Origin of the sequence: Rhodanobacter ginsengiterrae (assembly GCF_050026815.1) — a bacterium.
GTDB lineage: Bacteria > Pseudomonadota > Gammaproteobacteria > Xanthomonadales > Rhodanobacteraceae > Rhodanobacter > Rhodanobacter ginsengiterrae.
In genome coordinates this window covers 59,731-84,682 of the sequence record NZ_JALBWO010000053.1, presented here as the reverse complement: position 1 = coordinate 84,682, position 24,952 = coordinate 59,731, and the positions used below count along the sequence as shown (strand labels likewise).

Annotated in this window: 28 protein-coding genes; 16 read left to right on the top strand and 12 right to left on the bottom strand. The window is 65.2% G+C overall.

The features are described from left to right. Positions 1-11 precede the first annotated feature (11 nt). The 3 genes from ACQGNJ_RS09155 to ACQGNJ_RS09145 all read left to right on the top strand — a co-directional run bounded on the left by ACQGNJ_RS09155 (position 12) and on the right by ACQGNJ_RS09145 (position 3,406). Positions 12-938: an aspartate carbamoyltransferase catalytic subunit gene (locus ACQGNJ_RS09155; protein WP_426688934.1), complete on the top strand. Its 927-nt coding sequence runs from the start codon at positions 12-14 to the stop codon at positions 936-938. An 83-nt stretch (positions 939-1,021) separates the two neighbouring features. Next, positions 1,022-2,803 (top strand): hypothetical protein, encoded by a 1,782-nt coding sequence (locus tag ACQGNJ_RS09150; protein WP_426688933.1) that lies wholly within the window; start codon positions 1,022-1,024, stop codon positions 2,801-2,803. Between the two features lie 234 nt (positions 2,804-3,037). Next, the gene (locus ACQGNJ_RS09145; protein ID WP_426688932.1) at positions 3,038-3,406 is read left to right on the top strand and encodes a BON domain-containing protein; all 369 of its coding nucleotides are present in this window, start codon (positions 3,038-3,040) and stop codon (positions 3,404-3,406) included. A gap of 97 nt (positions 3,407-3,503) precedes the next feature. Here ACQGNJ_RS09145 and ACQGNJ_RS09140 read toward each other — a convergent pair whose 3' ends face one another. Next, positions 3,504-4,673, bottom strand: coding sequence for a PilT/PilU family type 4a pilus ATPase (locus tag ACQGNJ_RS09140; protein WP_426688931.1), 1,170 nt, complete (start codon positions 4,671-4,673; stop codon positions 3,504-3,506). A 140-nt stretch (positions 4,674-4,813) separates the two neighbouring features. Further along, positions 4,814-5,851 carry a type IV pilus twitching motility protein PilT gene (locus ACQGNJ_RS09135; protein WP_426688930.1) on the bottom strand — a complete coding sequence of 346 codons (1,038 nt, stop codon included), beginning with the start codon at positions 5,849-5,851 and terminating at the stop codon, positions 4,814-4,816. A 371-nt stretch (positions 5,852-6,222) separates the two neighbouring features. On the opposite strand from ACQGNJ_RS09135, the gene proC reads away from it, so the two are divergent. Genes proC through ACQGNJ_RS09120 form a run of 3 tightly spaced genes read left to right on the top strand, consistent with a single transcriptional unit; the run spans position 6,223 to position 7,618 of the window. Then, positions 6,223-7,047, top strand: coding sequence for a pyrroline-5-carboxylate reductase (gene proC / locus ACQGNJ_RS09130; RefSeq protein WP_426688929.1), 825 nt, complete (start codon positions 6,223-6,225; stop codon positions 7,045-7,047). Next, complete coding sequence (locus ACQGNJ_RS09125; protein WP_426688928.1) at positions 7,044-7,391, top strand: YggT family protein; 348 nt, start codon at positions 7,044-7,046, stop codon at positions 7,389-7,391. Before proC ends, ACQGNJ_RS09125 begins: the two co-directional genes overlap by 4 nt. Next, the gene (locus ACQGNJ_RS09120) at positions 7,337-7,618 is read left to right on the top strand and encodes a YggT family protein (RefSeq protein ID WP_426688927.1); all 282 of its coding nucleotides are present in this window, start codon (positions 7,337-7,339) and stop codon (positions 7,616-7,618) included. The genes ACQGNJ_RS09125 and ACQGNJ_RS09120 overlap by 55 nt, the downstream gene beginning before the upstream one ends. A 795-nt stretch (positions 7,619-8,413) precedes the next feature. On the opposite strand, the gene ACQGNJ_RS09115 is transcribed toward ACQGNJ_RS09120, so the two are convergent. From ACQGNJ_RS09115 to pdxH, 3 genes are read right to left on the bottom strand one after another with little or no spacing between them, the layout of a single operon-like run. Further along, a complete protein-coding gene (locus tag ACQGNJ_RS09115; RefSeq protein ID WP_426688926.1) occupies positions 8,414-9,223 on the bottom strand; it encodes a cobalamin-binding protein in 810 nt (269 codons plus the stop codon). Then, positions 9,223-9,663 carry a secondary thiamine-phosphate synthase enzyme YjbQ gene (locus ACQGNJ_RS09110; protein ID WP_426688925.1) on the bottom strand — a complete coding sequence of 147 codons (441 nt, stop codon included), beginning with the start codon at positions 9,661-9,663 and terminating at the stop codon, positions 9,223-9,225. Before ACQGNJ_RS09110 ends, ACQGNJ_RS09115 begins: the two co-directional genes overlap by 1 nt. Then, the gene (gene pdxH / locus ACQGNJ_RS09105) at positions 9,660-10,247 is read right to left on the bottom strand and encodes a pyridoxamine 5'-phosphate oxidase (protein ID WP_426688924.1); all 588 of its coding nucleotides are present in this window, start codon (positions 10,245-10,247) and stop codon (positions 9,660-9,662) included. The genes ACQGNJ_RS09110 and pdxH overlap by 4 nt, the downstream gene beginning before the upstream one ends. Positions 10,248-10,480: 233 nt before the next feature. On the opposite strand from pdxH, the gene ACQGNJ_RS09100 reads away from it, so the two are divergent. Beyond that, a complete protein-coding gene (locus ACQGNJ_RS09100) occupies positions 10,481-11,311 on the top strand; it encodes a kinase (protein ID WP_426688923.1) in 831 nt (276 codons plus the stop codon). Positions 11,312-11,403: 92 nt separating this feature from the next. Here the strand turns inward: ACQGNJ_RS09100 and ACQGNJ_RS09095 are convergent, their stop codons facing one another. From ACQGNJ_RS09095 to ACQGNJ_RS09085, 3 genes are all read right to left on the bottom strand, one after another. Beyond that, positions 11,404-11,607 (bottom strand): dodecin family protein, encoded by a 204-nt coding sequence (locus tag ACQGNJ_RS09095; RefSeq protein WP_426688922.1) that lies wholly within the window; start codon positions 11,605-11,607, stop codon positions 11,404-11,406. A gap of 109 nt (positions 11,608-11,716) precedes the next feature. Next, entirely contained in the window at positions 11,717-12,061 is a 345-nt protein-coding gene (locus tag ACQGNJ_RS09090; protein ID WP_426688921.1) for a YbjQ family protein, read from the bottom strand. Between the two features lie 18 nt (positions 12,062-12,079). Then, complete coding sequence (locus ACQGNJ_RS09085) at positions 12,080-12,913, bottom strand: NAD-dependent epimerase/dehydratase family protein (protein WP_426688920.1); 834 nt, start codon at positions 12,911-12,913, stop codon at positions 12,080-12,082. Between the two features lie 122 nt (positions 12,914-13,035). Between ACQGNJ_RS09085 and ACQGNJ_RS09080 the strand changes: the two genes are divergently transcribed. The 8 genes from ACQGNJ_RS09080 to ACQGNJ_RS09045 all read left to right on the top strand — a co-directional run bounded on the left by ACQGNJ_RS09080 (position 13,036) and on the right by ACQGNJ_RS09045 (position 21,786). Next, the gene (locus ACQGNJ_RS09080; RefSeq protein ID WP_426688919.1) at positions 13,036-13,590 is read left to right on the top strand and encodes a shikimate kinase; all 555 of its coding nucleotides are present in this window, start codon (positions 13,036-13,038) and stop codon (positions 13,588-13,590) included. Next, complete coding sequence (gene aroB / locus ACQGNJ_RS09075) at positions 13,587-14,666, top strand: 3-dehydroquinate synthase (RefSeq protein WP_426688918.1); 1,080 nt, start codon at positions 13,587-13,589, stop codon at positions 14,664-14,666. Before ACQGNJ_RS09080 ends, aroB begins: the two co-directional genes overlap by 4 nt. Positions 14,667-14,816: 150 nt before the next feature. Continuing rightward, on the top strand, positions 14,817-15,077 hold the full coding sequence (locus ACQGNJ_RS09070) for a WGR domain-containing protein (RefSeq protein WP_426688917.1): 261 nt from the start codon (positions 14,817-14,819) through the stop codon (positions 15,075-15,077). Between the two features lie 5 nt (positions 15,078-15,082). Continuing rightward, complete coding sequence (gene hemE / locus ACQGNJ_RS09065; RefSeq protein ID WP_426688916.1) at positions 15,083-16,150, top strand: uroporphyrinogen decarboxylase; 1,068 nt, start codon at positions 15,083-15,085, stop codon at positions 16,148-16,150. Positions 16,151-16,175: 25 nt separating this feature from the next. Then, entirely contained in the window at positions 16,176-16,526 is a 351-nt protein-coding gene (locus tag ACQGNJ_RS09060) for a DUF3147 family protein (RefSeq protein WP_426688915.1), read from the top strand. 360 nt (positions 16,527-16,886) lie between these two features. Next, complete coding sequence (locus tag ACQGNJ_RS09055) at positions 16,887-17,660, top strand: DUF4328 domain-containing protein (protein WP_426688914.1); 774 nt, start codon at positions 16,887-16,889, stop codon at positions 17,658-17,660. 112 nt (positions 17,661-17,772) lie between these two features. Further along, complete coding sequence (locus tag ACQGNJ_RS09050; RefSeq protein WP_426688913.1) at positions 17,773-18,699, top strand: tetratricopeptide repeat protein; 927 nt, start codon at positions 17,773-17,775, stop codon at positions 18,697-18,699. A 249-nt stretch (positions 18,700-18,948) separates the two neighbouring features. Continuing rightward, entirely contained in the window at positions 18,949-21,786 is a 2,838-nt protein-coding gene (locus ACQGNJ_RS09045; protein WP_426688912.1) for a valine--tRNA ligase, read from the top strand. 85 nt (positions 21,787-21,871) lie between these two features. Here the strand turns inward: ACQGNJ_RS09045 and ACQGNJ_RS09040 are convergent, their stop codons facing one another. The 4 genes from ACQGNJ_RS09040 to ACQGNJ_RS09025 form a co-directional block, all read right to left on the bottom strand. Then, entirely contained in the window at positions 21,872-22,564 is a 693-nt protein-coding gene (locus ACQGNJ_RS09040) for a class I SAM-dependent methyltransferase (RefSeq protein ID WP_426688911.1), read from the bottom strand. An 87-nt stretch (positions 22,565-22,651) separates the two neighbouring features. Beyond that, positions 22,652-23,122, bottom strand: a complete 471-nt coding sequence (gene rimI / locus ACQGNJ_RS09035; protein WP_426688910.1) for a ribosomal protein S18-alanine N-acetyltransferase — start codon at positions 23,120-23,122, stop codon at positions 22,652-22,654. 5 nt (positions 23,123-23,127) lie between these two features. Then, positions 23,128-23,469, bottom strand: coding sequence for a hypothetical protein (locus ACQGNJ_RS09030; RefSeq protein WP_426688909.1), 342 nt, complete (start codon positions 23,467-23,469; stop codon positions 23,128-23,130). A gap of 152 nt (positions 23,470-23,621) precedes the next feature. Further along, on the bottom strand, positions 23,622-24,404 hold the full coding sequence (locus ACQGNJ_RS09025; protein ID WP_426688908.1) for a CDP-alcohol phosphatidyltransferase family protein: 783 nt from the start codon (positions 24,402-24,404) through the stop codon (positions 23,622-23,624). A gap of 111 nt (positions 24,405-24,515) precedes the next feature. On the opposite strand from ACQGNJ_RS09025, the gene ACQGNJ_RS09020 reads away from it, so the two are divergent. Further along, entirely contained in the window at positions 24,516-24,938 is a 423-nt protein-coding gene (locus tag ACQGNJ_RS09020; protein WP_426688907.1) for a DUF4124 domain-containing protein, read from the top strand. The last annotated feature ends 14 nt before the right edge of the window (positions 24,939-24,952 follow it).

Here is a 24,952-nt window from a genome sequence, read left to right as displayed (position 1 = left end):
GACCGCCTGCCATGAGTCCTCGCCTGCGTCACCTGACCACCCTGGAAAATCTCCCGCGCGAGACCATCGAGCGCCTGCTCGATCGCGCCGAAGCGCTGCGTGACGCCTGCGCCCACGGCACTCGCAAGCTCGACATGCTGGCCGGCCGCACCGTGCTGAACCTGTTCTTCGAACCGTCCACGCGCACCCGCACCTCGTTCGAGCTGGCCGCACGGCGGCTGGGCGCGGACGTGATCAACTTCGACCTCGGCCTGTCCTCCACCAGCAAGGGCGAGGAATTGTTCGACACCCTGCACACGCTGGAGGCGATGCATCTGGACGCGATCGTCGTGCGCCACAAACAGTCCGGCACGCCGGACGAACTGGTGCGCCACGCCATGAGCGGAGTGTCGGTGATCAATGCCGGCGATGGTAACCGGGCACACCCCACGCAAGGCCTGCTGGACGCGCTGACCATCCGCCAGCACCGGCCGGATTTCGAGAACCTGCGCATCGTCATCTGCGGCGACATCAGGCACTCGCGGGTGGCACGCTCGGACATCAACGCCTTCACCGCACTCGGCGTGAAGCAGATTCGCCTGTGCGGACCGACCGAACTGATGCCGACGCTGGAAGAAGTCCCGCTGGGCACGCGTCATGCCGATTTCGACGAGGCCATCGAAGGCGCCGACGCAGTCATCATGCTGCGCCTGCAGAAGGAGCGCATGGTCGACATCGAGCTGCCCGACGAGGCGGCCTATTTCGCCCACTACGGGCTGGACCGCCGGCGTCTGGCGCGGGCCGCGCCCGCTTGCCTGGTGATGCATCCCGGCCCGATCAATCGCGGTATCGAAATTGCCTCGGACGTGGCCGACGGTGCGCAGTCGCGCATCCTGGAGCAGGTCGGCAATGGCGTGTTCGTGCGCATGGCCGTGCTGAACGAAGTGCTGGCGCGCTGAACGGACGGACTACGGCACTGCAGCAACGCCCGGGACAAGCGGGCATAATGGCCGACGCATCATTCACCACACTGGGGACCACCATGCGATCGACGACGCGATACATCGCGCTGGGCTTCGCCGGCATCATGCTGGCGGCCTGCGGGCACAAGGACAAGGACGCACCACTGGCTTACGTGCCGGCAGACACGCCATACGTGATCGCCAATCTCGACACCATGGACGACAGCACCCGTGGCGCCCTGCTCGCGCAGGCCGATGCGCAACTGCCGTCGCAGCTGGCGCAACTCGATGCCGCCGCCGACAAGCTGGCCGCGAAGGACCCGGAAGGGGCGCGCCTGCTGCGTGCGCTGCGTGCCGAGTTCAAGGGCAAGACGATCGAGAGCTTCGCCCAGGGCGCAGGCATCAACCTCAAGGGTTATTCCGCGTTCTACGGCCTCGGGCTCGCCCCGGTCGCGCGCATCGAACTGAGTGACACCGCTGCGTTCGATGCCTTCGTCGGCCGGCTGGAAACCGCCTACGGCAAGAAGCTGGAAGTGACCAGCATCGACAAGCAGGCCTACCGCCGCTTCATCTCCGTGGCCTCGGGCACGCAGATGATCCTGGCCACCGTCGGCAAGCAGGCCGTGGCCGCACTGTTGCCCAGCGATGCATCGCCGGCGCTGTTGCGCCAGGCGCTCGGTCTGGACCGGCCGCAGAAGAACCTGCAGGACGATGGTCGTCTGGCCACCCTGGCCAAGGACAAGGGCTACCGGAAGTGGCTGGTCGGCGAACTCGATCTCACCCGCGCACTGCCGTTGGCGGTGAGCGGCAAGGATCCGCTGATGGAGGCGATCCAGAAGGCACGCGCCCAGGCCGTCTCGGCGAAGACCGGCGAACCGGTGGCCACCCAGTTGCAGACGTCGCCCAGCTGCAGCACGGATGCGGCCCGCATTGCCGCGCGGGTTCCACGCGTCAGCTTCGGCTACACGAAGCTCGACGTGAAGCACCAGGACGCCCGCGTCGACATTGCCCTGGCCGACGACATCAGCCAGGCTTTCGCCGGCCTGAAGGTCGAATTGCCGGGTCTGGGCAAGAGCGGCGCCGCGCCGTTCGATGTCAGCTTCGCGCTGCCGATCGCCAGCCTGCGCACGTTCTGGATGGCCCAGGCCGATGCGGTGGCGGCCAAGCCGTTCACCTGCGCCTCGCTGACCGATCTCAACGACAGCTTCGCCAAGTTGGGCCCGGCCATGCAGAAGGCAGCGATTCCGCCGTTCGGCGACATGCTCGGGCTGCGCATCGCGCTGGATTCGCTGACTTCCGGCAAGGACTCCGCCATGCCCTCGTTCACCGGGCGCGTGGTGCTTGGCACCAGCAACCCCGAAGGACTGCTGGCCATGGGTCAGATGATGGTCCCCGCATTGGCCCAGGTGAAACCCGGCCGTGACGGCAAGCCGCAGCCGCTGCCGCAGGACATGGTCAGCATGCTGGGGCAACCCGCATGGGTTGCGATGAGCGAAAAGGCGCTGGCGCTCGGCGTCGGCGCAGGCGAGGACAGCCACCTGACGGACACCTTGAAAGATCCCGGCGGCGACGCAGGCCAGATGACGCGCATGCACATCAGCGGCGCGATGTACGTCAACTGGCTGCAACTGATGGAGCAGAAGCTGGACACACTGGCCGCCGCCACGGCGACGCTCGGCAAGAGCGACGAGCCGTCGATGGACGACAACGGCAATGCCACCGCCGCTGCCGACGAACTGGCCCGCTCGAAGGCACAGTTCGCCGCGATGAAGGCCCAGGCCGAGCGGATCGACAGCATCGACGCCGAAATGCACGTGGACAAGAACGGAATGGTGATCACCAGCCAGACCCTGCTCAAGTAAAGGCTCAAGCCAGCCAGAAGCCGGGGCGCGATCGCGCCTCGGCTTTTTTGTGCCCTGCGCCGATTGAACATCTCCATGACGCCGCGTTTGCGTCGGTGATCGAAGGCTGAACGACGCCGCGCCGCGCCGACACGCCCTTCACTCCCGGGCTGGTGCCATGTCTCCACGGAAGCCACTTTCAAGGCATCCCCGCCTGCCGCCGGCAGGCCCTTTCACCCAGTGAGGGAGACCGACATGCGAAACTCCAAGATCCGCACCAGCCTTTATGCCACGGCCATGATGTTCGGCTTCGCGGCCATCCCGTTCGGCCAGGTCATGGCGCAGGGCAGCGCTGGCTTCATGCAGAAGGCGTCGGACAACCAGACGGTTCCCGACAAGGCCGCCGATGCATGGATCACCACCAAGGTGAAGTCCGAGTTCGGCACCACCAAGGGCGTCTCGGCGACAGACATCTCGGTGACGACCAGCGATGGCGTGGTGACCTTGAGCGGCACGGTGACGAGCGCGGCGGAAAAAGCCGCCGCCGAACGCATCGCCAAGGGCGTCAAAGGCGTCAAGAGCGTCGATGCCAGCGGCCTGACCGTCGGCATGGCCGAGAAGTAATTCGGCGGAAGGTCATCACGTCTGACGGCAGCCATGCTGCCAGTTGAAACGGAAAAGGCGCCCTCCCGGGCGCCTTTTCCTTCATCCTGCGATGATTTCAGCGATTGAGGAAGTTGGCGCCGCCGAGGTTGTTAGAGTCGCGCGTCTCCTCCAGTTCCACCCCGTCCAGGCCCTGCGACAGCGTATGCGCATCGCCGCCCTGCGCCAGCTTGATGCGCAGGCGCACCTCGTTGGAGCTGTCCGCGTAGCGCAAGGCATCTTCGTAGCTGATCTCGCCGGCGTGGTAAAGCTCGACCAGGCTCTGGTCGAACGTCTTCATGCCAAGCAGGGTGGATTCCTTCATGACCTCCTTCAGCTTGTGGATCTCGCCCTGGCGAATGTAATCCTGCACCAGCGGCGTACCCAGCAGCACTTCCACCGCCACGCGGCGGGCCTTGCCGTCCGGAGTGGGAATCAGCATCTGCGCCACGATGCCCTTCAGGTTCAAAGACAGATCCATCAACAACTGCTGGCGACGGTCTTCCGGGAAGAAATGCAGGATGCGATCCATCGCCTGGTTCGCATTGTTCGCGTGCAGGGTGCACAGCACCAGGTGGCCGGTTTCGGCGAACGCAATCGCGTGATCCATGCCTTCGCGCGTGCGCACCTCGCCAATCATGATCACGTCCGGCGCCTGACGCAGCGTGTTCTTCAGCGCGTTGTCCCAGCTGTCGGTATCGATGCCGACTTCACGCTGGGTGATGATGCAACCTTCGTGCTTGTGCACGTATTCGATCGGATCCTCGATGGTGATGATGTGGCCGGTCGAGTTCAGGTTGCGGTAGCCGATCATCGCTGCCAGCGAGGTCGACTTGCCCGAACCGGTGGCACCGACAAAAACGATGATGCCGCGCTTGGTCATCGCCAGCTGCTTGAGCACCGGCGGCAGCGTCAGCTCCTCGATCGTCGGGATCTTCGACTCGATCCGGCGCAGCACCATGCCGACGCAGTTGCGCTGGTAGAAGCACGACACGCGGAAGCGGCCCACGCCCTGCGCGGAAATCGCGAACTGGCACTCGTGGGTCTTCTCGAACTCCTCGCGCTGGCTCGGCGTCATCACGTTGAGCACCATGTCGCGCGACTGCTGCACGCTGAGCGGGCTCTGCGTGATCTGCACGATGCGCCCCTGCACCTTCATCGACGGCGCCACGCCGGCGGTGATGAACAAGTCCGACGCCTTCTTGTGCACCATCAGCTTCAGGAAGGAGGTGAAATCAAAGTCGCTCATGGCTTTACCTCAGGGATTCGAGATTGGGGATTCGGGATTCGTCAAAAAACCGCCGTCGGGAACCGGGGCCGGGCGCTGGCGATCGCCAATCCCGGTTTTCAACAGCCGAAGGCTGGTCACCCGAATCCCGAATCCCTGCTTCACTTGAAGCTGTCCTTGTTCTTGGCGTACGTCGAGGCCTCCTGACGGGTCACCAGGCCGCGCTTGACCAGGTCCTGCAGGCACTGGTCCAGCGTCTGCATGCCGAACTGCTGGCCGGTCTGGATCGACGAATACATCTGCGCCACCTTGTCCTCGCGGATCAGGTTGCGGATCGCCGGGATGCCGACCATGATCTCGTGCGCCGCGATGCGGCCGCCACCGACCTTCTTCAGCAGCGACTGCGAAATGACCGCGCGCAGCGACTCGGACAACATCGAGCGCACCATCGGCTTCTCGCCGGCGGGGAACACGTCGATGATGCGGTCGATGGTCTTGGCCGCCGAGCTGGTATGCACGGTGGCGAACACCAGGTGGCCGGTTTCCGCGGCGGTCAGCGCCAGGCGGATGGTCTCCAGGTCGCGCAACTCGCCGACCAGGATGTAGTCCGGATCCTCGCGCAACGCCGAGCGCAAGGCTTCGTTGAAGCCCAGCGTATCGCGATGCACTTCGCGCTGGTTGATCAGGCATTTTTGCGACGTGTGCACGAACTCGATCGGGTCCTCGACCGAGAGCATGTGCCCGTATTCGTTCTTGTTGATGTGGTCGACCATCGCTGCCAGCGTGGTCGACTTGCCCGAGCCGGTCGGCCCGGTCACCAGGATCAGGCCCTGCGGCTGCTCGATCAGTTCCTTGAACACGCGCGGGCAACCGAGGTCTTCCAGGGTCAGCACTTCGGACGGAATGGTACGGAACACCGCGCCGGCGCCACGGTTCTGATTGAATGCGTTGACGCGGAAGCGGGCCAGTCCGGGTATCTCGAACGAGAAGTCGGTTTCGTAGAACTCTTCGTAATCGCGCCGCTGCTTGTCCGACATGATGTCGTAGATCAGCGAGTGCACCTGCTTGTGTTCAAGCGCCGGAATGTTGATGCGGCGGACATCGCCATCAACGCGGATCATCGGCGGCAAGCCGGCGGACAGATGCAGGTCCGAGGCCTTGTTCTTTACCGAGAAGGCAAGCAGTTCGGCAATGTCCATGAAGTCGTTTCCCCTAAACCGATCGTCTGGATGGCATGAATTCGTGTGCCACAACCCGGACCGCGGATCACTCCCGGACGTGGTGCGCCGAAACGCCTGTTGCAAGGCGCCAGCACCTCCGGAGGAACGACCCGAATCCCCTGTAGCCGGGCCGATACTACTCGCGCAAGCGGCTGTGCGGCCAGTCTTTCCAGTCGTCGTGGTGCAAAGTGTCGACCCGGTTTGGGCACCCTGTCGAAAAACGCGCGGCCCGAGGCTCACCGCCGTCCCGATGCCAGTCCCGACCGGGCAGCTCCCGCGAGCGGAATCGGCCGGGACCGCGCCCGCTCCGGTAAGGTACGCGGTCTGGATGACTCTCTAAGGAGCCCTGCATGACACGACTTGCCTTCATCGGCGGCGGCAACATGGCGCGCAGCCTGATCGGCGGCCTGCTGAAGACCGGCGTGGCGCCGGCCACGATCAGCGTGGCCGAGCCGCTGGCGGAAGCGCGCCAGACACTGGGGCGCGAGTTCGGCATTGCCTGCTATGCCGAGAACCGGCTTGCCGTGGCGGAAGCCGAGGTGATCGTGCTGGCCGTGAAGCCGCAGATCATGCCGGCGATCCACATCGAGCTGCGCGAGACGCTCCAGCGCAACCGTCCGCTGCTGATCTCGATCGCCGCCGGCGTACGGCTCGACCAGCTGGAACGCTGGTTCGGCAACGGCCTGCCGATCGTGCGCTGCATGCCCAACACGCCGGCATTGATCGGCGCCGGCGCCACCGGCCTGTGCGCCAACAACCGGGTCAGTCCGGCACAGAAGGCGCAGGCACAGCACATCCTCGATGCCGCCGGCATCACCCGCTGGATCGATGACGAGGCGCTGATGGATACCGTCACGGCCATCTCCGGCTCCGGCCCCGCCTATTTCTTCGCCATGGTGGAAGCGCTGGAGGCGGCCGCCGTGGCGCAGGGGCTGCCCCGCGATACCGCGCGCGCGCTGGCTGCGCAGACCTGCCTTGGCGCCGGCCGCATGCTGGTCGAAGGTGGCGAGGATCCGGCCGTGCTGCGCCAGCGCGTCACCTCGCCCCACGGCACCACCCAGGCCGCGCTGGAGAGCTTCGCCGCCGACGGCCTGCCGCGCATCGTGGCCCGCGCCGTCGATGCCGCCACCCGCCGCGGGGTGGAACTGGCCGCCGAATTGGACCAGCTGTCATGAGCTACCTGCTGAATGCCGTGTCCATGCTGATCGAGCTGGCCTTCGAAGCCGCGGTCACCCTGCTGCTGTTGCGCGTGGCCGCCGAGGCCTGCCGGGCCGACTTCCACAACCCGCTCAGCCAACTCATCTACCGCTACACCAATCCGGTGCTGGCGCCGATCCGGCGAGTGCTGCCGAACTGGCGCCGGATCAACCTGTCTGCCCTGCTGCTGGCGTGGCTGGCGATGCTGCTCAAGCGCGTGCTGCTGTTCGCCCTTCTCGGCGTGATGCGCACCCGCTGGGCCTGCTCGTGCTGTCGCTGGCCGAACTGCTCGATTTCGCCCTGCTGTTCTATCTGGTGCTGATCTTCGGCTGGTCGCTGCTGAGCATGTTCTCGGTCGACCAGCGCCACCCGCTGCTGAAACTGGCGAGCGTCCTGGTCGCGCCGCTGTTGCGCCCATTGCGCGGCAAGCTGGTCGCCGGCCAGATCGACTTCGGGCCGATGGTCGTAATGATTGTGCTGCTGCTGGCGCGGCTGCTGATCGCCGCGCCGCTGCTTGATCTGGGGGCGCGGTTGGCGTTGGGGGCCTGAGTTTCCTGCCGTAGTGGGAGCGACTTCGGTCGCGAGGCTTTTGTCGTGTGATGCCTGATCAAAAGCAAGAGCTTTCGACCTCCTGCGGAGGCCGAGTTACTTTCTCTTTGCGTGGCCAAAGAGAAAGCTAACCAAAGAGAAAGGCCACCCCGCTTGGCGCTTGCCGGGCATCGGGCAACCGCTCCTGCGTTGCCTCAACTCGGGCATCCATGCCCTCGCCTGCCCGCCAAGTCCGTGAGCCGGGGCCGGGCTTTTCGACAGGGCATCCTGCCCTGGCGAAAAGGCATCGACATCCATGTCGATGCCCGCTGCGCAGCCTGTCGACCCCGTCTCACCGCCGCACAAGGGACCCCGGTAGAGCAGCGGGCCATCGTGGCCCGCACTCGGTGATGAAGCTGAAAAGCAACAGCGACGCCGTCGCTCCGCTGTTGCATCGCTCTTGACCTGGCTGTTCTGAAAAGTACGCGCAGGATGCGCGTTGCTCTACCCGGGGCCCCTCTGCAGCGGCGGGCGGGTGGAGGAAAGCCCGCAGGGTGGCCGGCATGGATGCCGGCCAGTTTGGCGTCAGCCCATGGATGGGCTGTCGACAAACCCCGCAACCCGCACGCGAACCTTGCGGACAGGATGTCCGCAAGGCGCGGAAGCGGGGGGTCATTTTCTCTTGGGTACTTCTCTTTTGGACAAGCAAAAGAGAAGTACCTCGCCCTCCGCAGGAGGGTGAAAGCTCTGCACTTCAAGCCATCAAAGCCGGGTGAAACCACCGCGACTGCACCCGCTTTCTCAGCAACAAAAAGCTCAGCGCAGCGCCCACTCCGCGATGATCCGGTGGATCGCATCCAGCCCGTCGAACAACGCCGCCGGCCCCGGCTGCAGGATGATCGGCGACTTGATCTCGTACAGGTCGCCGTTGCGCACCGCGGGGATGGTGTCCCAGCCCGGCCGCGCCGCCACTTTCTCCGGCCGGAAACGCTTGCCGCACCATGAGCCGAGGATGATGTCCGGCGCGCGCCGCACCACTTCGTCGCCGTTGGGCAGGATGCGCTGTTTCGCCAGCGGCTCGCGGGCCAGTTCGGGGAAACAGTCGTCGCCGCCGGCGAGTCCGATGATTTCGGCGACCCAGCGGATGCCGGTGATGATCGGCTCGTCCCATTCCTCGAAATACACTTTCGGCCGCCGCGGCAGTTGCACCACGGCGGCGCGGATGTCGGCAATGTGCCGCTCGGCGCGTTTCGCGTACGCCTCGGCCTTTTCATGTGCGCCGACCATCGCGCCCAGCCGCCGGATGTAGGCCAGGATGCCGTCGACGCTGCGATGGTTGCTGACCCACACCTCCACGCCGCACTTGATCAGCTCGCGCGCGATGTCCGCCTGGATATCGGAGAAACCGATTGCCAGGTCAGGTTCCAGTTTCAGGATTTCGCCGACCTTGGCGCTGGTGAAGGCCGATACCTTGGGCTTCTCCCTGCGCGCCCGCGGCGGTCGCACGGTGAAGCCGGAGATGCCGACGATGCGGTGTTCCTCGCCCAGCGCGTAGAGCACCTCGGTGGGTTCTTCCGTCAGGCAGACGATGCGCTGCGGGTAGTGGTCGGACACGTGGCGATCCATCAATGCCCCAGCACGGTCACCGTCACCCTGCGCTGGTGCGGGTCGAGCCGGTGTTCCCACAGATAGATGCCTTGCCAGGTTCCCAGCAGCAGCTTGCCGCCGTGTACCGGCACCACCAGGCTGACGCCGGTGAGGATCGAGCGGATATGCGCCGGCATGTCGTCGGGGCCTTCCTCATCGTGTTCGAAGATCGGATCGCCGTCGGCTACTGCGCGGGCAAACCAGCGCTCCAGGTCCCTACCCACCGCCGGATCGGCGTTCTCGCCGAGCAGCAGGGAACAGCTGGTATGCGCGGTGAACACATTCGCGATGCCGAGTTGCACGTGGCTGCTGGCCAGCGCATCGGCCACCTGCGCGGTGATGTCATTGAAGCCGCGTCCGCGGGTGTGCACGACGAAGCGGTCCTGCGCCACGTGCTGGGCAGGCAGCGACCGGCTCACGGATAGAGCAGCCGACTGGTCCAGGTCTGGCCGTGACGATCCCAGCGCACCCGCTCGTGCAGGCGGAACTCGGCGCCGTACCAGAACTCCAGCGCGTCCGGCTCGACCACGAAGCCGCCCCAGTGCGGCGGCCGGGTGACCTCGTGCCCCTCGAACTGTTGCTCGAAGCGCGCCACGCGCTGCTCGAAAGTCTCGCGATCAGGCAAGGTCTGCGACTGCAGCGAGGCCCAGGCGCCGATCTGGCTGCCGCGCGGGCGGCTGGCGAAATACGCATCGGACTCCTCGTCCTGCAGCTTCCGCGCCGCGCCCTCCACGCGCACCTGCACGCCCTCGCGCAGCTGCTTCCAGTGGAAGCACAACGCCACCTGCGGATGCGCCTCGAGCTGGCCGCCCTTGTCGCTCTGGTAATTGGTGTAGAAGCGGAATCCGCGCTCGTCGGCACCCTTGAGCAGCACGATGCGCGAGGCGACGCGGCCGGAAGCGTCGACCGTGGAAAGGTTCATCGCCGTCGGCTCGCGGTCGCCACTGGCCTTGGCCTCGTCCAGCAAGCGCAGAAAGGTGTCCAGGATCTCGGGTTTGAGCATGATGTTTGAAACTTTCCTTTTGCATCGTGGCCGACACGCGCCATCATGGTGCGGATGAACCTGAGCAATGATAGTGCAATGTCCCAGCCCCCCAATAGCTCTCCAGCCCGGATGGCGGCGCCATCCTGCCCTGCTCCGCGTGAAGGGGGTGGGGAGGCACCCGTTTGGGGGATACTGCCCGATCACCGCCTGCCGATGGCGGGAGTAGCTCCGGGAACCAAGGTGTCTTGCGGATGACGTCCATCGCCGACCTGCACAATGAAGCCCTCGCCGGCCATCTGCTCGACCAGTACGCAGGGCGCATCGCGCGCTCGCGCCGGACATATATCCTCGGGCTCTCCGGCCTGCAGGGCAGCGGCAAGAGCACGCTCGCGCGGGTGATGAAGGTACAGGCCGAAGCACGTGGCTGGGCCACCGAAGTGCTCTCGCTGGACGACTTCTACTACGCCCGCAGCGAGCGCGAGGCACTGGCGCGTGAAGTCCATCCGCTGCTGCGCACGCGCGGCGTGCCCGGCACCCACGAGATTGAATTGCTGATGTCGGTGCTGGCCGCCTTGCCGCATGCCTCGGAGCGATTGCCCGTGTTGCATCCGCGCTTCGACAAGGGGCGCGATACCCGCTTTCCGCCATCGCGCTGGCCGCGCATCGTCAGGCCGCCGGAGCTGGTGATCGTGGAAGGCTGGGCGCTGGGCATCCGGCCGCAGTTGCAGGCCGCCCTGGCCAGGCCGGTCAACGAACTGGAGCGCACCGAGGACACCGACGGCAGCTGGCGGCACTGGGTCAACAAACAGTTGCGCGGCTATCAGCCGCTATGGCGCAAGTTCGACGCCTTGATCGTGCTGCAGGCGCCAGGCTGGGAGATCGTGCGGCGTTGGCGTGGCGAACAGGAACAGGAGCTGCTGGCGCGCCACGCACCACTGGCCATGGACGCCGAGGCGATGGAGCGGTTTCTCGCCCACTTCGAGCGCCTGAGTCGACACGCTCTGGCCACCTTGCCGGCGCTGTCGGATACCTGCGTGGAATACGACGACGATCGTCACGTGACCGGCCTCAGTCACGGGTGACGCGGGGAACGGGAAACGGGAAACGCATCGCGCTGCCGCGATCCCTGGTTCCGGTTTTGTTCCCCGTTCGCTGTTCCCCGCTCTCCGCCTCATCAATCAACCACGAAGTTGACCTTCATGTTGACCCGCCACTCGGTCACCGTGCCGTCGTCGCCGGTGACCACCTTGATCTCGTTGACCCAGGCGCCCTTGATGTTCTTCACCGACTCGGCGGCCTTCTTCAGACCGTGTTGCACGGCGTCTTCCACACCCTTGGCGGACGAAGCATTGATTTCGATGACCTTGGCTACGGACATGGCATCTCTCCATTGAACTCGTGCAAGCGGCACGCTGCGCTTCCCCCGACCCGAAACTGCAGTCTGGACCGCGGTTGTCGAAAGCCACAAGCCGCAGTGCAAAATCACGCTACGTTGACGCCTCCACCTGCACCGCCGTGCCATAGGCCAGCACTTCGGTGACGCCCTGCGCCACTTCGTTTGCGTCATAGCGCATCGCCACCACGCCGTTCGCGCCCAAGGCCGCGGCATGCTGCAGCATCAGTTCGAAGGCTTCCTCCCGCGCCTTCTCGCACAGCTCGGTATAGATCGAGATGTTGCCGCCGACGATGGTCTGCAACGCGGCGCCGAGGTTGCCCACCACGCTGCGCGAACGCACGGTGATGCCACGCACGATGCCGAAGGAACGGACGATGCGGCAACCGGGAATCTCGTTGCTGGTGCTGACCTGATGGTGTGGAATGGTTCTCGCCATGACGCTTCTCCGTGGGTATCAGTTGTCGAACAGCGCGGCATGACCTTCGCGCGAATCGGGCCATTGCGGCGCCCAGCCACTGGCCCGCAAGCGGGCGTTGCTGAGCCGCTTGCTGCCGACGCCGACCGGTGGGGGCCCTTCGCCGGGCAGCGGCGCATCGGTCAGCGCGGCCAGGAAATCGTACAGCTCGTCCAGCGGCATCGGCGTGTCGTCGACGCCCAGGTAAAGCGGCAACGGGTCGGCCAGTTGCAGCAAATGCACGATTGCTGCCGCGGCGTCGTCGACATGGATCCGGTTGGCCCAGTGCGGCGCTTCGCGCGGCACCCGCAACTGCCCCGTGCGCAGGCGTTCGATCAATTGCAACCGGCCCGGCCCGTACAAACCGGCCAGTCGCAACACGACGGAACGCAGCGGCTGTTCCGCCAGCCATTGCTCGGCCTCGTGCAGCACCGCGCCATTGAAACCTAGCGGAGCGACGGGCGTGGCCTCGTCGACCCAGTCGCCATCATGTTCGCCATGGACCGCGCTGGATGAAACAAACAGCAACCGCCGCAGCTGACGGCGGTCGAGCGCTTCCAGCAGGTGGCGCAAGCCATCCACGTACACTGCCCGATAACTTGCCTTGTCGCGCACGTCGGGCGCCGGCAAATAGATCACGTCGGTGATGCCTGCGGGCAATTCACCCAGGCTGGCGGGGTCGGTCAGGTCACCGCGCAACCAGTGGATGCCCGCCGTGCCGCGTGCCGGTGGATGCCGCCGCAGCGCCCAGACTTCAGCGCCATCGGCGAGCAGCCGCTGCGCCACGCGTTCGCCCAGGTCACCGCATCCGGCCAACAGGATACGTTCGCTCACCACTATCCTCCTCGCTGTTCGTCGTAACTGACTGGAGCAAGCTGATCGCGCCGTCCGGATGCGAGAGGCTGGTCAACGTTGCCCCATCGAATCAGGCCGATCGGCCCTGCTAGCATTCAGCCATGAATCCGTCGCACAACCTGTTCATCATCGGTCCGACCGGCGCCGGCAAGACCTCGATCGGGCGACGGCTTGCCACGCATTATGGCCTGTTCTTCATCGATCTCGACCAGGAGATCGAACGTCATTGCGGCGTCGACGTGAGCACGGTTTTCGAAGTCGAGGGCGAAGCGGGATTCCGCCAGCGCGAAAGCACGCTGCTGGAGGAAATCAGCCGGCGCTCCGGCGTATTGCTGGCCACCGGCGCGGGCGCCGTGCTGGCCGAATGCAATCGAACACACCTGGGCGAGCGCGGCTACGTGATCTGGTTGCAGACCACCATTGCACAGCAGCTCGAACGGCTCGAACGCGATCATCGTCGCCCGCTGCTGGACGTGCCCGATCGGCGCGAACGGCTGCAGGCGATGGCCGAGGTACGCGAACCGCTCTATCGCGAGCTGGCCGACCTCGCCATTCCCGGCGAACACGGCAGCGTCGCCAGCGCCAGCGAGCGTTGCATCGCACTGATCGACCAGCACTGGCAACGTCCATCCGCACCATCCAGGCAGCACGCATGAACCCGTCGGCAATCCAGCACATCCATGTCGCGCTCGGCCAGCGCAGCTATCCGGTCTGGATCGGCAGCGGCCTGCTCGGCGATCACGCCCGCTGGCGCGCGCGGCTGCGCGGCCGACATGCGCTGGTGCTCAGCAATACCACGGTGGCGCCGCTGTACCTGCCGCGCATCGAGGCGGGACTGGACGGTCTGCACTGGTCGTCGTTCCTGCTCGACGATGGCGAGGCGCACAAGACCTTTGCCAACGTCGGCCGCGCGCTGGAGGCACTGGGCCAGCTCGGTGCCACCCGCGATGCCTGTGTGATCGCGCTGGGCGGCGGCGTGGTCGGCGACCTCGCCGGTTTCAGCGCCGCCTGCTGGATGCGCGGCATCGACTTCATCCAGATGCCGACCACCTTGCTGGCGATGGTCGACTCCTCGGTCGGCGGCAAGACCGGGGTCAACCTGCCGGTCGGCAAGAACCTCGCCGGTGCCTTTCATCAGCCACGCGCGGTGATCGCCGACATCGATACCCTGGACACCCTGCCCGACCGCGAATACCGCGCCGGTCTGGCCGAAGTGATCAAGGGCGCGGCAATCGGCGACGAGCCATTCTTCACCTGGCTGGAACGCCATGCCGAGGCAATCGCCGCGCGCGAACCGGTCGTCGTACAGGAAGCGATCGCGCGCAAGGTGCAGTACAAGGCCGGCGTGGTCGCCCGCGACGAAACCGAACAGGGCGAACGTGCCCTGCTCAACTTCGGCCACAGCTTCGGCCACGCGCTGGAAACCGCCGGCCACTACACCACCTTGCTGCACGGCGAGGGTGTGGCGGTCGGCATGTTGCTGGCGGCACGCCTGTCAGAACGACTGGGCATGAGTGACGCCGCCGCCACCAGCCGCCTGCAACGCCTGCTGGAAACCCTCGGCCTGCCCGTGACGATTCCGCCCGGCATGGATCCGCAGCAACTGCTGGCGCTGATGCGACTTGACAAGAAGAACACCGCCGGCACGCTGCGGCTGATCCTGTGGCGCGGCATCGGCCAGGCCGAAATCGTCAGTGGGGTAAGCGAGACCGACGTACTCACCGTCCTGTAGGAGCCGCGAGCGGGCGGTGCTGTTCTCGCGGGATTCGGGATTCGCAAGAGCATCGCCCGGGCTTCTGCACACGGACAAACCGCGCGGCCGGGGTGCGCAGGCGCAAATCCTATAAACTGTGCTGTCCGCCGTGCTCCATCCCTGGAACCCATGCGCCTCTATCTGCAAACCGTGCCCGGCAGCGCCGAGGCACCACGCTACGTCCAGATCACGCTGGAGCAGGACCTGCTCGGTGGCTGGACGCTGTACCGCGAATCCGGCATCCAGGGCGGTCGCGCCAGCATGAAGCGCGAGCAGTACCTGGAGCGCGACGAGGCGATTGCCGCCTTCGAGAAAGCCCGCGATGCCCAGCTCAAGCGCGGCTACCGCCTGATGTTTGCCCAGGGGCTGGAAGGCCCGTACGGACGTTGAACGAAATGAATGATGTGCTGCAGAACGACCGCTTCCTGCGCGCCCTGCGCCGCGAACCGACCGACACCACGCCGATCTGGGTGATGCGCCAGGCCGGCCGCTACCTGCCCGAATACCGTGCCACCCGCGAGCGCGCCGGCAGCTTCATGGGGCTGGCGCAGAACCCCGAGTACGCCTGCGAAGTCACCCTGCAGCCGCTGGAACGCTTCGAGCTCGACGCCGCGATCCTGTTTTCCGACATTCTCACCATCCCCGACGCGATGGGCCTGGGCCTGTCGTTCGCGCAGGGCGAAGGCCCGCAGTTCGCGCATCCGGTACGCACGGCGGCCGACATCGCGAAACTTGCCGTGCCCGACATGGATGGCGAACTGCGCTACGTGATGGACGCGGTGCGACTGATCCGCCGGGAGCTGCACGGCCGCGTGCCGCTGATCGGTTTCTCCGGCAGCCCGTGGACGCTGGCCTGCTACATGGTCGAAGGCCATGGCTCGAAGGATTTCGCCACGCTCAAGGCGATGTGCTGGAACCAGCCCAAGCTCGCCCACCAGTTGCTCGACACGCTGGCCCAGTCCGTCACCGCCTACCTGCTCGCCCAGGCCGCTGCCGGCGCGCAGGCACTGATGATCTTCGACACCTGGGGCGGCCTGCTCGGCCCGGCGCCGTTCCGCGAATTCTCGTTGCGCTACATGGCGCAGATCGTTGCCGCGGTCAAAGCTGACGCGATCGCGCACGAACTGCCGGTGATCCTGTTCTCCAAGGGCGCCGGCGCGCACCTGGCCGAGATGGCCGACAGCGGCTGCGCCGCGCTCGGCGTGGACTGGACCATCGACCTGGCCGATGCCCGTCGCGCCGTCGCCGGCAAGGTCGCGCTGCAGGGCAATCTCGACCCGGCCATCCTGCGTGCCAGCCCCGAGGTGATCCGCCGCGAAGCCCGCGCCGTGCTCGACAGCTACGGCAACCACCCCGGCCACGTGTTCAATCTCGGCCACGGCATCACCCCGGAAGTGCACCCGGAACACGTCAAGGTGCTGGTGGACGAAGTGCATGCCTACGGCCGCACGCTGCGCAGCTGATCGCATCGCTTCAGGAAATCATCCAATGCTCTGGCTTGTCACCAAATACCTGATCACCGCCGCCGTGGTGGTGCTCGTCTCCGAAGTCGCCAAACGCAGCGATCGCCTCGGCGGCCTGTTCGCCGCGCTGCCGCTGGTCACCGTGCTGGCGCTGATCTGGCTGTACGTCGAGCGCCAACCACAGGCGAAGATCGCCAACCACGCCTGGTACACGTTCTGGTACGTGGTGCCGACGCTGCCGATGTTCCTGGCCTTCCCGGTCCTGCTGCCACGCCTCGGCTTCTGGCCGACCCTGCTGGCCTGCGTGCTGATCACGGTGGCGTGCTTCTGGCTGTTTGCGTTGCTGGTTCGACGCTTCGGGATCCAATTGCTGTAGCCATGCCAATGGCGCTGACCGGGCCGTCACCCCGACTGCCATCGATGGCGCTTCGCCGGCACGCCGCCGACAGCGCACCCGGATGCCGGCGCTGGCGAAAAAGCCACCGCCGTTGGCGCCCATCGCGTCCGGCTGCGTCGGCGCCGCCGCTGCCACCAGGTTTGCCGGCACCTGATACGACGCCCGCGACTCTGCCGCCACTGCCTGGACCAGGCTGCCCGGCACCGACACGGGGATGGACTCTGCCGGAGCACTGAAACCGCCACTCCCGTGTTCACTTGACCATCCCTTCTCCTCTCCAGCAGGATCGCAACGTCGGAAGGCATTCCGGCTTGACTGGGCCACAGGGGGCATGGGTCGATGAGCTTGGAGAATCCTTACAGAGCACCGTTGAGTGTGGTGGCTGACCTTGGCGTGCCTGAGGCCGACACCTTCCGGTCACCACAGTCACTGCGCCATACCGTAGTCGGCCTCGTCATTGCCAGTGCGCTGGCTTCGCTTCTCACGATCATCGTGATCGCCTATCTGAGGCAGGCGTTGCAACAGGCCGCAGGCCACGAGTTCGTATCGCAGCAGGCCATGTTGGCGGAACTGCGTCGTCGGGGCCTGCTCCAGACTGCCATGAGCAGCATGCAACTGCTCGTGCTGCTCGCCACCTATATCGCCAGTGGCATGTGGATCTACCGTGTTGCCTGCAACGCGCGCGCACTGGGTGCCAAGGGGCTGGACGACAGCCCCGGTTGGGCCGTCGGCTGGTATTTCGTGCCGTTTCTTAGCCTGCAGCGACCGTTCCGCGCGATGGAACAGATCTGGTTGGCCAGCCAGTCGCCGTTGCGCTGGCAGAAGTTGCCGACGCCCGTTCTGCTGCGTTGCTGGTGGGCACTCTGGTTGGCCATGAGCTTCTTCGGATTCTTCGTTTACCGCATCACCAGCGAAAATCACACTGTCACGGAGATGATCGGGAATGAATCGGCCCTCATTTTCAGCCAGCTTCTCGGTCTCGCGGCGAAGCTCTGCTTCCTGCTGGTCGTCATGCGCCTGACACGCATGCAGATCGAACAGCACGGCCGAGCCGACCTGCCTCCGTCACTGGATATCGACATGGCGCGGTTGCCATCGGTCAACATCGGCTGATCGGGATGATCCCGCCGCCCGGGAGAAGGCGACGCCCTGCGCCAATTTCCCGACCCTCGCTCCGACCGCCGCACGCAACACTTCCACTTTCTCGGGGGACACCAGTTTTGCCATGAAGAAGACGGGAACATTCGCGTGCGCGACCCTGCTGATTTCCACCGCCCTGATCTCCGCGTGCAATCAGTACACGCCCTGCAATCCCGGGGTCGATGCCGCGCATATCCCGCAGGAAATCCAGCACGCGACAGCCGCACTGAAAGGGCGGCAAAGCGACATCACCCTGCTGACATGCACCGGCAGGCTGTCGTTTCGCGAAGGCGACTTCAGTGCCGCCGAACGCGCGTACCGGAAGGCCCTGGCGCTGGCCGACTCGCCGCGTGACCGCGAAACCCTCCTGCAGGGCCTTGCAGCGTCGGTGAAGTACCTGAACCACCCGCAGGAAGCAGTGGACGCGTTGACGGAAAAGCTGAAGATCGACGAGGCGCTTGGCGACAAGGAGTCAAGCAGTCAGACCTACGCCACACTGGCCTCGGTATACGGCGACATGGGCAAGTTCCGGGAGTCCATCGCCATGTCCCTGGCCTCCCTGCCTGGACTGAAGAGCTCCAGCGACACGTCGGCGACCTGCAACAACATCGCGATGTCCTACCTGTCCATGCAACAGTTCGATCAGGCACAGCGCTACATCGACAGATCCATCGCATTGGATACTTCATCCCGCAATCTGGACTACCTGGGCATACACCGCATCAACAAGGGCATCATGTACGGACGCGTGGCGGATTACGCGCAGGCCATCCCGCAATTGGCGCAGGGAATTTCGCTGACCGAGCAATCGGGCAACAAGTTCTGGACGATGCGTGGGCTGGACGCCATGGCTTTCTCCCTCAGCCGGAGCGGACGAACAACGGAAGCTGTCCAGGCGTTGCAGCGTGCCGAAAAATTGGCCGTCGAACTGGGCAGGGACAAGGAAAGAACCCAGTTCGCCCAGTCCATCGAACGGCTTTCCAGCGAAAGACAGGCTCGTTCGCGCGAATAGCGCCATACCACCCGGCAGCACCAAGGTGCCGCCCGGGGCATCCGCTGGATGTCTACCAGGCAGATGACCCCGGGATGCCCGTGGTGCAGACCCGCCCTGAATCCCTGCGCCGGCCGAGGCTCCCTGCCTGACATTGCCTTCCGACCAGCAACAAACTGGCGGAAGCGGGACGCTGCTTTTTGGCAGCCCTGCCGCCACCCCGTACAATCACCGGTCAACCGACAAAAACGCGCCACCGAGCCTGTACCCATGGAAAAGAGTTTCGAACCCGCCCAGATCGAGTCGAAGTGGTACCAGCGCTGGGAAGCCAGCGGTGCGTTCCAGCCATCGGGCAAGGGCGAGCCGTATTGCATCCTGCTGCCGCCGCCGAACGTCACCGGCACGCTGCACATGGGGCACGCGTTCCAGCAGACGGTGATGGACATGCTGGTGCGCTACCAGCGCATGCGCGGGATGAACACGCTGTGGCAGGTCGGCACCGACCATGCCGGCATCGCCACCCAGAAGATCGTGGAGAACCAGCTGGCGGTCGAGGACAAGACGCGGCATGACCTCGGCCGCGACGCGTTCGTCGAGCGGGTGTGGAAGTGGAAGGAGGAGTCTGGCTCCACCATCACCCACCAGATGCGCCGCATCGGCGCCGCCGCCGACTGGTCGCGCGAGCGCTTCACCATGGACGAGGGCCTGTCGGCCGCCGTGCGCAAGGTGTTCATCGATTGGTATCGCGCAGGCCTGATCTACCGCGGCAACCGCTTGGTGAACTGGGATCCGGTGCTGGGCACCGCGGTGTCCGATCTGGAAGTGAACAATGTCGAGCGCGACGGGCACATGTGGTCGATCCGCTATACCGTCACCGGCAGCGATGACAGTCTGGTGGTTGCCACCACCCGGCCGGAAACCATGCTGGGCGACGTCGCCGTGGCCGTGCATCCGGAGGATGAGCGCTACGCGCATCTCGTCGGCAGGATGCTGACCCTGCCGCTGACCGGCCGACAGATTCCGGTCATCGCGGACGACTACGTGGACAAGGATTTCGGCACCGGCTGCGTGAAGATCACCCCGGCACACGATTTCAACGACTACGCCATCGGACAGCGCCACAAGCTGGCTCCCATCACCATCTTCACCCTGGATGCGAAGGTCAACGACAACGCGCCGGAAAAATATCGCGGCATGGACCGCTACGACGCGCGCAAACTCATCCTCGCCGAGCTCGACGCCGCCGACCTGCTGGTCGAAACCAGGCCACACAAGCTGCAGGTGCCGGTGAGCCAGCGTTCGGATGCGGTGATCGAGCCGATGCTGACCGACCAGTGGTTCGTCGATCTCACCTCCGACGTGCAACCGGATGGACGTCCAGGCGGCCGCAAGGCGATCACCCAGCCGGCGCTGGACGCCGTGCGTTCGGGCGAGATCACCTTCGTGCCGGAGAACTGGGCCAACACCTACACCCAGTGGCTGGACAACATCCAGGACTGGTGCATCAGCCGCCAGCTGTGGTGGGGTCACCGCATCCCGGCCTGGTACGACGAGGCCGGCAACATCTTCGTCGGCGAGGACGAGGCCGATGCGCGCAAGTCCGCCAGCAGCGCACCGGTCGGCGCGCTGCGTCAGGACGACGACGTGCTGGACACCTGGTTCAGCTCCGCGCTGTGGCCGTTCTCCACGCTGGGCTGGCCGGCCGATGGCCCGGTGAAGAACGAGCGCGGCGAAGTCGTCGCCAACTGGGAGCAGGACCAGATCTTCCTGCCCAGCGCGGTGCTGGTCACCGGCTTCGACATCATCTTCTTCTGGGTCGCGCGCATGGTGATGGCGACCAAGTATTTCACCGGCCGTATCCCGTTCCGCGAGGTCTACATCAACGCCATCGTGCGTGACGCGGAAGGCCAGAAGATGTCCAAGTCCAAGGGCAACACGCTGGACCCGCTGGACCTGATCGATGGCATCGCGCTGGAACCGCTGGTGGAGAAATCCACCAGGTCGCTGCTGCTGCCACAGGTACGCGCCAAGGTCGAGAAGCGCATCCGCAAGGATTACCCCGACGGCATCCCGGCGATCGGCACCGACGCGCTGCGCTTCACCTTCGCCGCGCTGGCCAGCTACAGCCGCACGATCAACTTCGACATCAAGCGCGCCGAGGGCTACAAGGCGTTCTGCAACAAGCTGTGGAATGCGGCGCGGTTTGTGTTGATGAATGTGGATGAAGCAGGAAACGGGGAACGGGGAACAGGGAACGGCCAGCCCGTGACTGAAGCCGAGCGCTGGATTCTCACCCGCCTCAAGCAAACCCTGGCCGAGGTCGACCAACACTTTGTCAGCTATCGCTTCGACCACCTGGCGCAGGCGCTGTACGAATTCGTCTGGAATGAATACTGCGACTGGTTCCTGGAGCTGTCGAAGCCGGCCCTGAATGGCGACGATGCAGCCGCAGCGGCCTCGACCCGCCACACCTTGCTGGTGGTGCTCGAAAGCGTGCTGCGTGCGCTGCATCCGTTGATCCCGTTCATCACCGAAGAGATCTGGCAGGGGGTGGCACCGAAGCTCGGCCTCATCGAGAGCAGCGTGATGCAGCGGCCGTGGCCCCGCGCGGACGACATGGTTGCGGACGACGCAGCAAGCGCAGAAATCGAATGGTTCAAGAGCGTGCTCTCCGGCATCCGCCGGATCCGTTCGGAGATGAACATCTCACCCGCCAAGGTGATCCCGCTGCTGTTCGCCGATGGCGACGCCAGCGATCGCGCGCGGGTGGCAAAGTTCGCCGCGCAGGTCGCCTTTCTGGCCCGCACCGAAACCCTGCAGTGGATCGACAGCGGCGCCGACGAGCCGGCGGCGGCAGCGGCCGTCGTGGGTACGCTGCGCGTGATGATCCCGCTGGCCGGCCTGATTGATCTGGGCGCCGAAAAGGCACGCCTGACCAAGGAAATCGCCCGCATCGAAGTCGAGATCAGGAAGTGCGAAGGCAAACTTGGCAACGCCAATTTCGTCGCCAACGCCCCCGCCGAAGTCGTTGTCCAGGAACGTCAGCGCATCACCGACTGGAACACCACGTTGGCTGCGCTGCGTGAGCAGGCGCATAGGCTGGATTAGACGGTCCAGAACTCTCGCATGCATTGGCGTATGCAAGGACACTCAAGTGGCGCCCCTGTGGAGCGCGAAGTATGCGTGCGTTTTGTCAGGTATCGTGACCCACTTGGCCAGCCGAAAAGTCACGTGTCTTGCGCAATGCCAACTGGTTGCTTACGCCCAGCAATTCGTAGTGGCCCTCAATGGTTGCTAATAGCCCATCCACGCCTAGTTTCGGTGTTTGCGTCTTGACGCTTGCTATCTGCTTTTTCAATCCCTCGACCCACCACTGCCGGCCAGTCCAACGCAACCATTTACGAGTCAAGCGACCGGGACGCGGGGGCGGCCCCATTTTTGGAGGAACCCACAAGTAGTCATCAAAAATCATCACACCGCCCACCTTGAGCAGCGGCCATGCCATGACACCATCTGTCAAGGCGCCGAAAGCGGAGTGCCAGCCATCGATGTAGACGATGTCGTAGGGACCCGTGACTCGTCTCAACGAATCGAAACTTGTGCCGGCAAATTCGGTGATTCGATCACGCCAGAGTGCCGTATTGACCAGGAATCGTTGGTGATAGTCACCGTAAACTGGATCTACCTGAAAGAAGTCCAGACAATCGATTGAACTATCCGAAGCGGTCAGAATGTGTCGGCATAGCCATTGGGTCGAGCGACCTTCGAAACTGCCGATCTCCAGGGCGCGCAAGCCGGCTTCACCGCGTTTCGATTCGAGCCATTTTTCCCAGTACGGAATGTTCTGGTCGAACCAGTCCGTTGAAAATCCCTCTGTGCGCTCCATTCAAAATATTCCTGCAAAAATGACCTTCATTCTAGCATCGCGCCCTACACGCCCTGACTAACTCGGTTCAAGCAGACACAGGGTCCGTCAGCGTGCGACCAACTCCAATGTCATCACGATCGCGTCTTCGCGACCCTCATGCGCCGGGTAATAGCGCGGCCGCCGCCCGATCTCGCGGAAGCCGACCGACTCGTACAGCGACTTCGCCAGCGGATTGGACGGCCGCACTTCGAGAAACACCCGTTCGGCGCCGTTCCAGCGCGCGATGTCCAGCAGGCGTCCCAGCAGATGCCGCCCCAGTCCGCGGCCGCGCCAGTCCGGACCGATGCAGATGTTCAGCACGTGCGCCTCGCCGGCACCCATCGACAGGATGCCGTAACCGGCGATCGCCGCATCCACGCAGAGCACCCAGCACGAGTGTCCGGCCTTGACGCAGTCGCCGAAAATGCCCAGCGACCACGGAAACTCGTAGGAGGCGTTTTCCAGCGCACTGACCGTGTCCAGGTCGTCGACGCGCATCGCGCGCACCTGGATCACCGGCTTGATCACCGCAACCACGACGCTCAGCCGCCTGCCGTGGCCAGCGCGCGGCGCACGCTGCGCAGCGCATTCCACAGGCGTCGCTTGGCGTCCGCGCGGGTCAGCACCAGGACCGGTTCATCGGCCAGCACGATCTGCGCCTGGTTCATCACCGCCGCCGGCAACGCACGGCCCAGCGCATGCGCCTGCGCCTCGCCGAACACCAGGTAGGCCTGTGCCTCCGGTACATCGTCGGACAACTGGCCATCTTGCACGATGACCCGTGCCGCGCGCGCCAGCACTGCCCCGCAGGCGTTGAGCGCCCGGCCGATCAGGTCCAGTTCGCGCGTGCCACAGCCTTGCGGCAAGACTACCACGCAGGCCACGCGGGACGCTCCGTCGGCGAGTGCCGACGCGAGATCCGCTGCGGCGTCAGCGGTCGCAACCGGCGTGGATCGCCGCACCCATGGCGTCACGCCCAGCGCGCGCAATACACGATCGCGATGACTCCCCGGCTGCCGTGCTTGCGCCGACGGATTCATGCCGCGTTGCGCCGCGCGCGACGACGATGCGTGGCCAGGCCCCAGATGGTCAGCACCGGCCCCGACAGCATGTAGATCGTGAAGCCGGCAAACAGCACCCGTGCGGTGTCCAGGATCAGCAGGGCAAGCAGCAGCACCGCCGCGACCATCCAGCCGAACGGCACCCGCTGCCGCTCGCCCATCGGCAGCGACTTGAAGCTGAAGTAGCGGAACCGGCTGACCATCAGCAGGCCGACCACGATCGCGATCACCGGCGTGATGAAGCAGAAATCACTGCCGGCCAGGCCGAACTTGTCCACGCTCCACACGAACGACATGCAGACTCCCGCCGCGGCCGGGCTGGCCAGCCCCTGGAAATAGCGCTTGTCGGCCACGCCGACCTGGGTATTGAAGCGTGCCAGCCGCAACGCGGCGCAGGCGGCGTAGATGAATGCGGCGGCCCAGCCCAGCTTGCCCCACAGCGGGCCAACCTCGCGCAAGGCCGACAGCGACCACGTATACATGACCAGCGCCGGCGCCAGGCCGAAACTGACCAGGTCGGAGAGCGAGTCGTACTGCACGCCGAATTCCGTCTGGGTGCCGGTCATCCGCGCGACCCGGCCATCCATGCCATCCAGCACGGCGGCGATGAAAACCGCCACGGCCGCTTCGGAGTAGCGACCGCCAATGCTGGCGATGATCGCGTAGAAGCCGGCGAACATCGCACCCGTGGTAAACAGGTTCGGCAGCAGGTAAATACCCCGGTGACGGGGCGGTCGGACGGGCGAAAGCTCGCTCATGAATCAGGACCGTGACAGGATGCGCGCAGTGTAAACCATCAGGCGCTTGAGTCCGGACCGGCGGAGTGTTAACAAGGTAAACCTGATTATTCCCTGAAAATGGAGAACACCATGCGTCGTTCGCTGATCGCCGTGGCGCTGTTGCTGCTGGCACCGCTGGCCACCGCCCAGGTCTACAAATGGACCGATGGCAGCGGCACCGTGCACTACTCCGAGGCGCCGCCGGCGCAGGGGACGAAGTTCGAGAAGGTGACCACCACCGGCAGCGTGGAACCGCTGGCGCCGCCGCCGTCCAGCGAGCCGACTGAAAGTCGGCAGGCCCCGGCCCAGCCAGCCCGCCCCGTCGCCGATACGCCGGAAAATCGCGCCAGCCTGTGCACCACGCTGAAGTCCAACATCAGCGCACTGCAGGGCGGCGGCCCGGTGGTGATGCAGCAGAACGGCAAGGCGGTGGCTCTCGATGACGCCCAGCGCAAGCAACAGGTCGCCTCGGCCCAGGCGCAGTACGACCAGTTCTGCCAGCAGGCCCGATGAGCGACGCCCCGCCC

Excerpts from the sequence above, each read along its gene's own strand:
- ACQGNJ_RS09045 (WP_426688912.1), top strand. The coding sequence starts at position 18,949 with ATGGAAAAGAGTTTCGAACCCGCCCAGATCGAGTCGAAGTGGTACCAG.
- ACQGNJ_RS09020 (WP_426688907.1), top strand. The coding sequence starts at position 24,516 with ATGCGTCGTTCGCTGATCGCCGTGGCGCTGTTGCTGCTGGCACCGCTG.
- ACQGNJ_RS09055 (WP_426688914.1), top strand. The coding sequence starts at position 16,887 with ATGAGCTTGGAGAATCCTTACAGAGCACCGTTGAGTGTGGTGGCTGAC.
- ACQGNJ_RS09125 (WP_426688928.1), top strand. The coding sequence starts at position 7,044 with ATGAGCTACCTGCTGAATGCCGTGTCCATGCTGATCGAGCTGGCCTTC.
- ACQGNJ_RS09090 (WP_426688921.1), bottom strand. The coding sequence starts at position 12,061 with ATGGCGAGAACCATTCCACACCATCAGGTCAGCACCAGCAACGAGATT.
- ACQGNJ_RS09060 (WP_426688915.1), top strand. The coding sequence starts at position 16,176 with ATGCTCTGGCTTGTCACCAAATACCTGATCACCGCCGCCGTGGTGGTG.
- proC (WP_426688929.1), top strand. The coding sequence starts at position 6,223 with ATGACACGACTTGCCTTCATCGGCGGCGGCAACATGGCGCGCAGCCTG.
- pdxH (WP_426688924.1), bottom strand. The coding sequence starts at position 10,247 with ATGCTCAAACCCGAGATCCTGGACACCTTTCTGCGCTTGCTGGACGAG.
- aroB (WP_426688918.1), top strand. The coding sequence starts at position 13,587 with ATGAACCCGTCGGCAATCCAGCACATCCATGTCGCGCTCGGCCAGCGC.
- ACQGNJ_RS09140 (WP_426688931.1), bottom strand. The coding sequence starts at position 4,673 with ATGAGCGACTTTGATTTCACCTCCTTCCTGAAGCTGATGGTGCACAAG.
- ACQGNJ_RS09070 (WP_426688917.1), top strand. The coding sequence starts at position 14,817 with ATGCGCCTCTATCTGCAAACCGTGCCCGGCAGCGCCGAGGCACCACGC.
- ACQGNJ_RS09145 (WP_426688932.1), top strand. The coding sequence starts at position 3,038 with ATGCGAAACTCCAAGATCCGCACCAGCCTTTATGCCACGGCCATGATG.
- ACQGNJ_RS09115 (WP_426688926.1), bottom strand. The coding sequence starts at position 9,223 with ATGGATCGCCACGTGTCCGACCACTACCCGCAGCGCATCGTCTGCCTG.
- ACQGNJ_RS09080 (WP_426688919.1), top strand. The coding sequence starts at position 13,036 with ATGAATCCGTCGCACAACCTGTTCATCATCGGTCCGACCGGCGCCGGC.
- ACQGNJ_RS09100 (WP_426688923.1), top strand. The coding sequence starts at position 10,481 with ATGACGTCCATCGCCGACCTGCACAATGAAGCCCTCGCCGGCCATCTG.
- ACQGNJ_RS09050 (WP_426688913.1), top strand. The coding sequence starts at position 17,773 with ATGAAGAAGACGGGAACATTCGCGTGCGCGACCCTGCTGATTTCCACC.
- ACQGNJ_RS09025 (WP_426688908.1), bottom strand. The coding sequence starts at position 24,404 with ATGAGCGAGCTTTCGCCCGTCCGACCGCCCCGTCACCGGGGTATTTAC.
- ACQGNJ_RS09150 (WP_426688933.1), top strand. The coding sequence starts at position 1,022 with ATGCGATCGACGACGCGATACATCGCGCTGGGCTTCGCCGGCATCATG.
- ACQGNJ_RS09040 (WP_426688911.1), bottom strand. The coding sequence starts at position 22,564 with ATGGAGCGCACAGAGGGATTTTCAACGGACTGGTTCGACCAGAACATT.
- hemE (WP_426688916.1), top strand. The coding sequence starts at position 15,083 with ATGAATGATGTGCTGCAGAACGACCGCTTCCTGCGCGCCCTGCGCCGC.
- ACQGNJ_RS09155 (WP_426688934.1), top strand. The coding sequence starts at position 12 with ATGAGTCCTCGCCTGCGTCACCTGACCACCCTGGAAAATCTCCCGCGC.
- ACQGNJ_RS09095 (WP_426688922.1), bottom strand. The coding sequence starts at position 11,607 with ATGTCCGTAGCCAAGGTCATCGAAATCAATGCTTCGTCCGCCAAGGGT.
- ACQGNJ_RS09135 (WP_426688930.1), bottom strand. The coding sequence starts at position 5,851 with ATGGACATTGCCGAACTGCTTGCCTTCTCGGTAAAGAACAAGGCCTCG.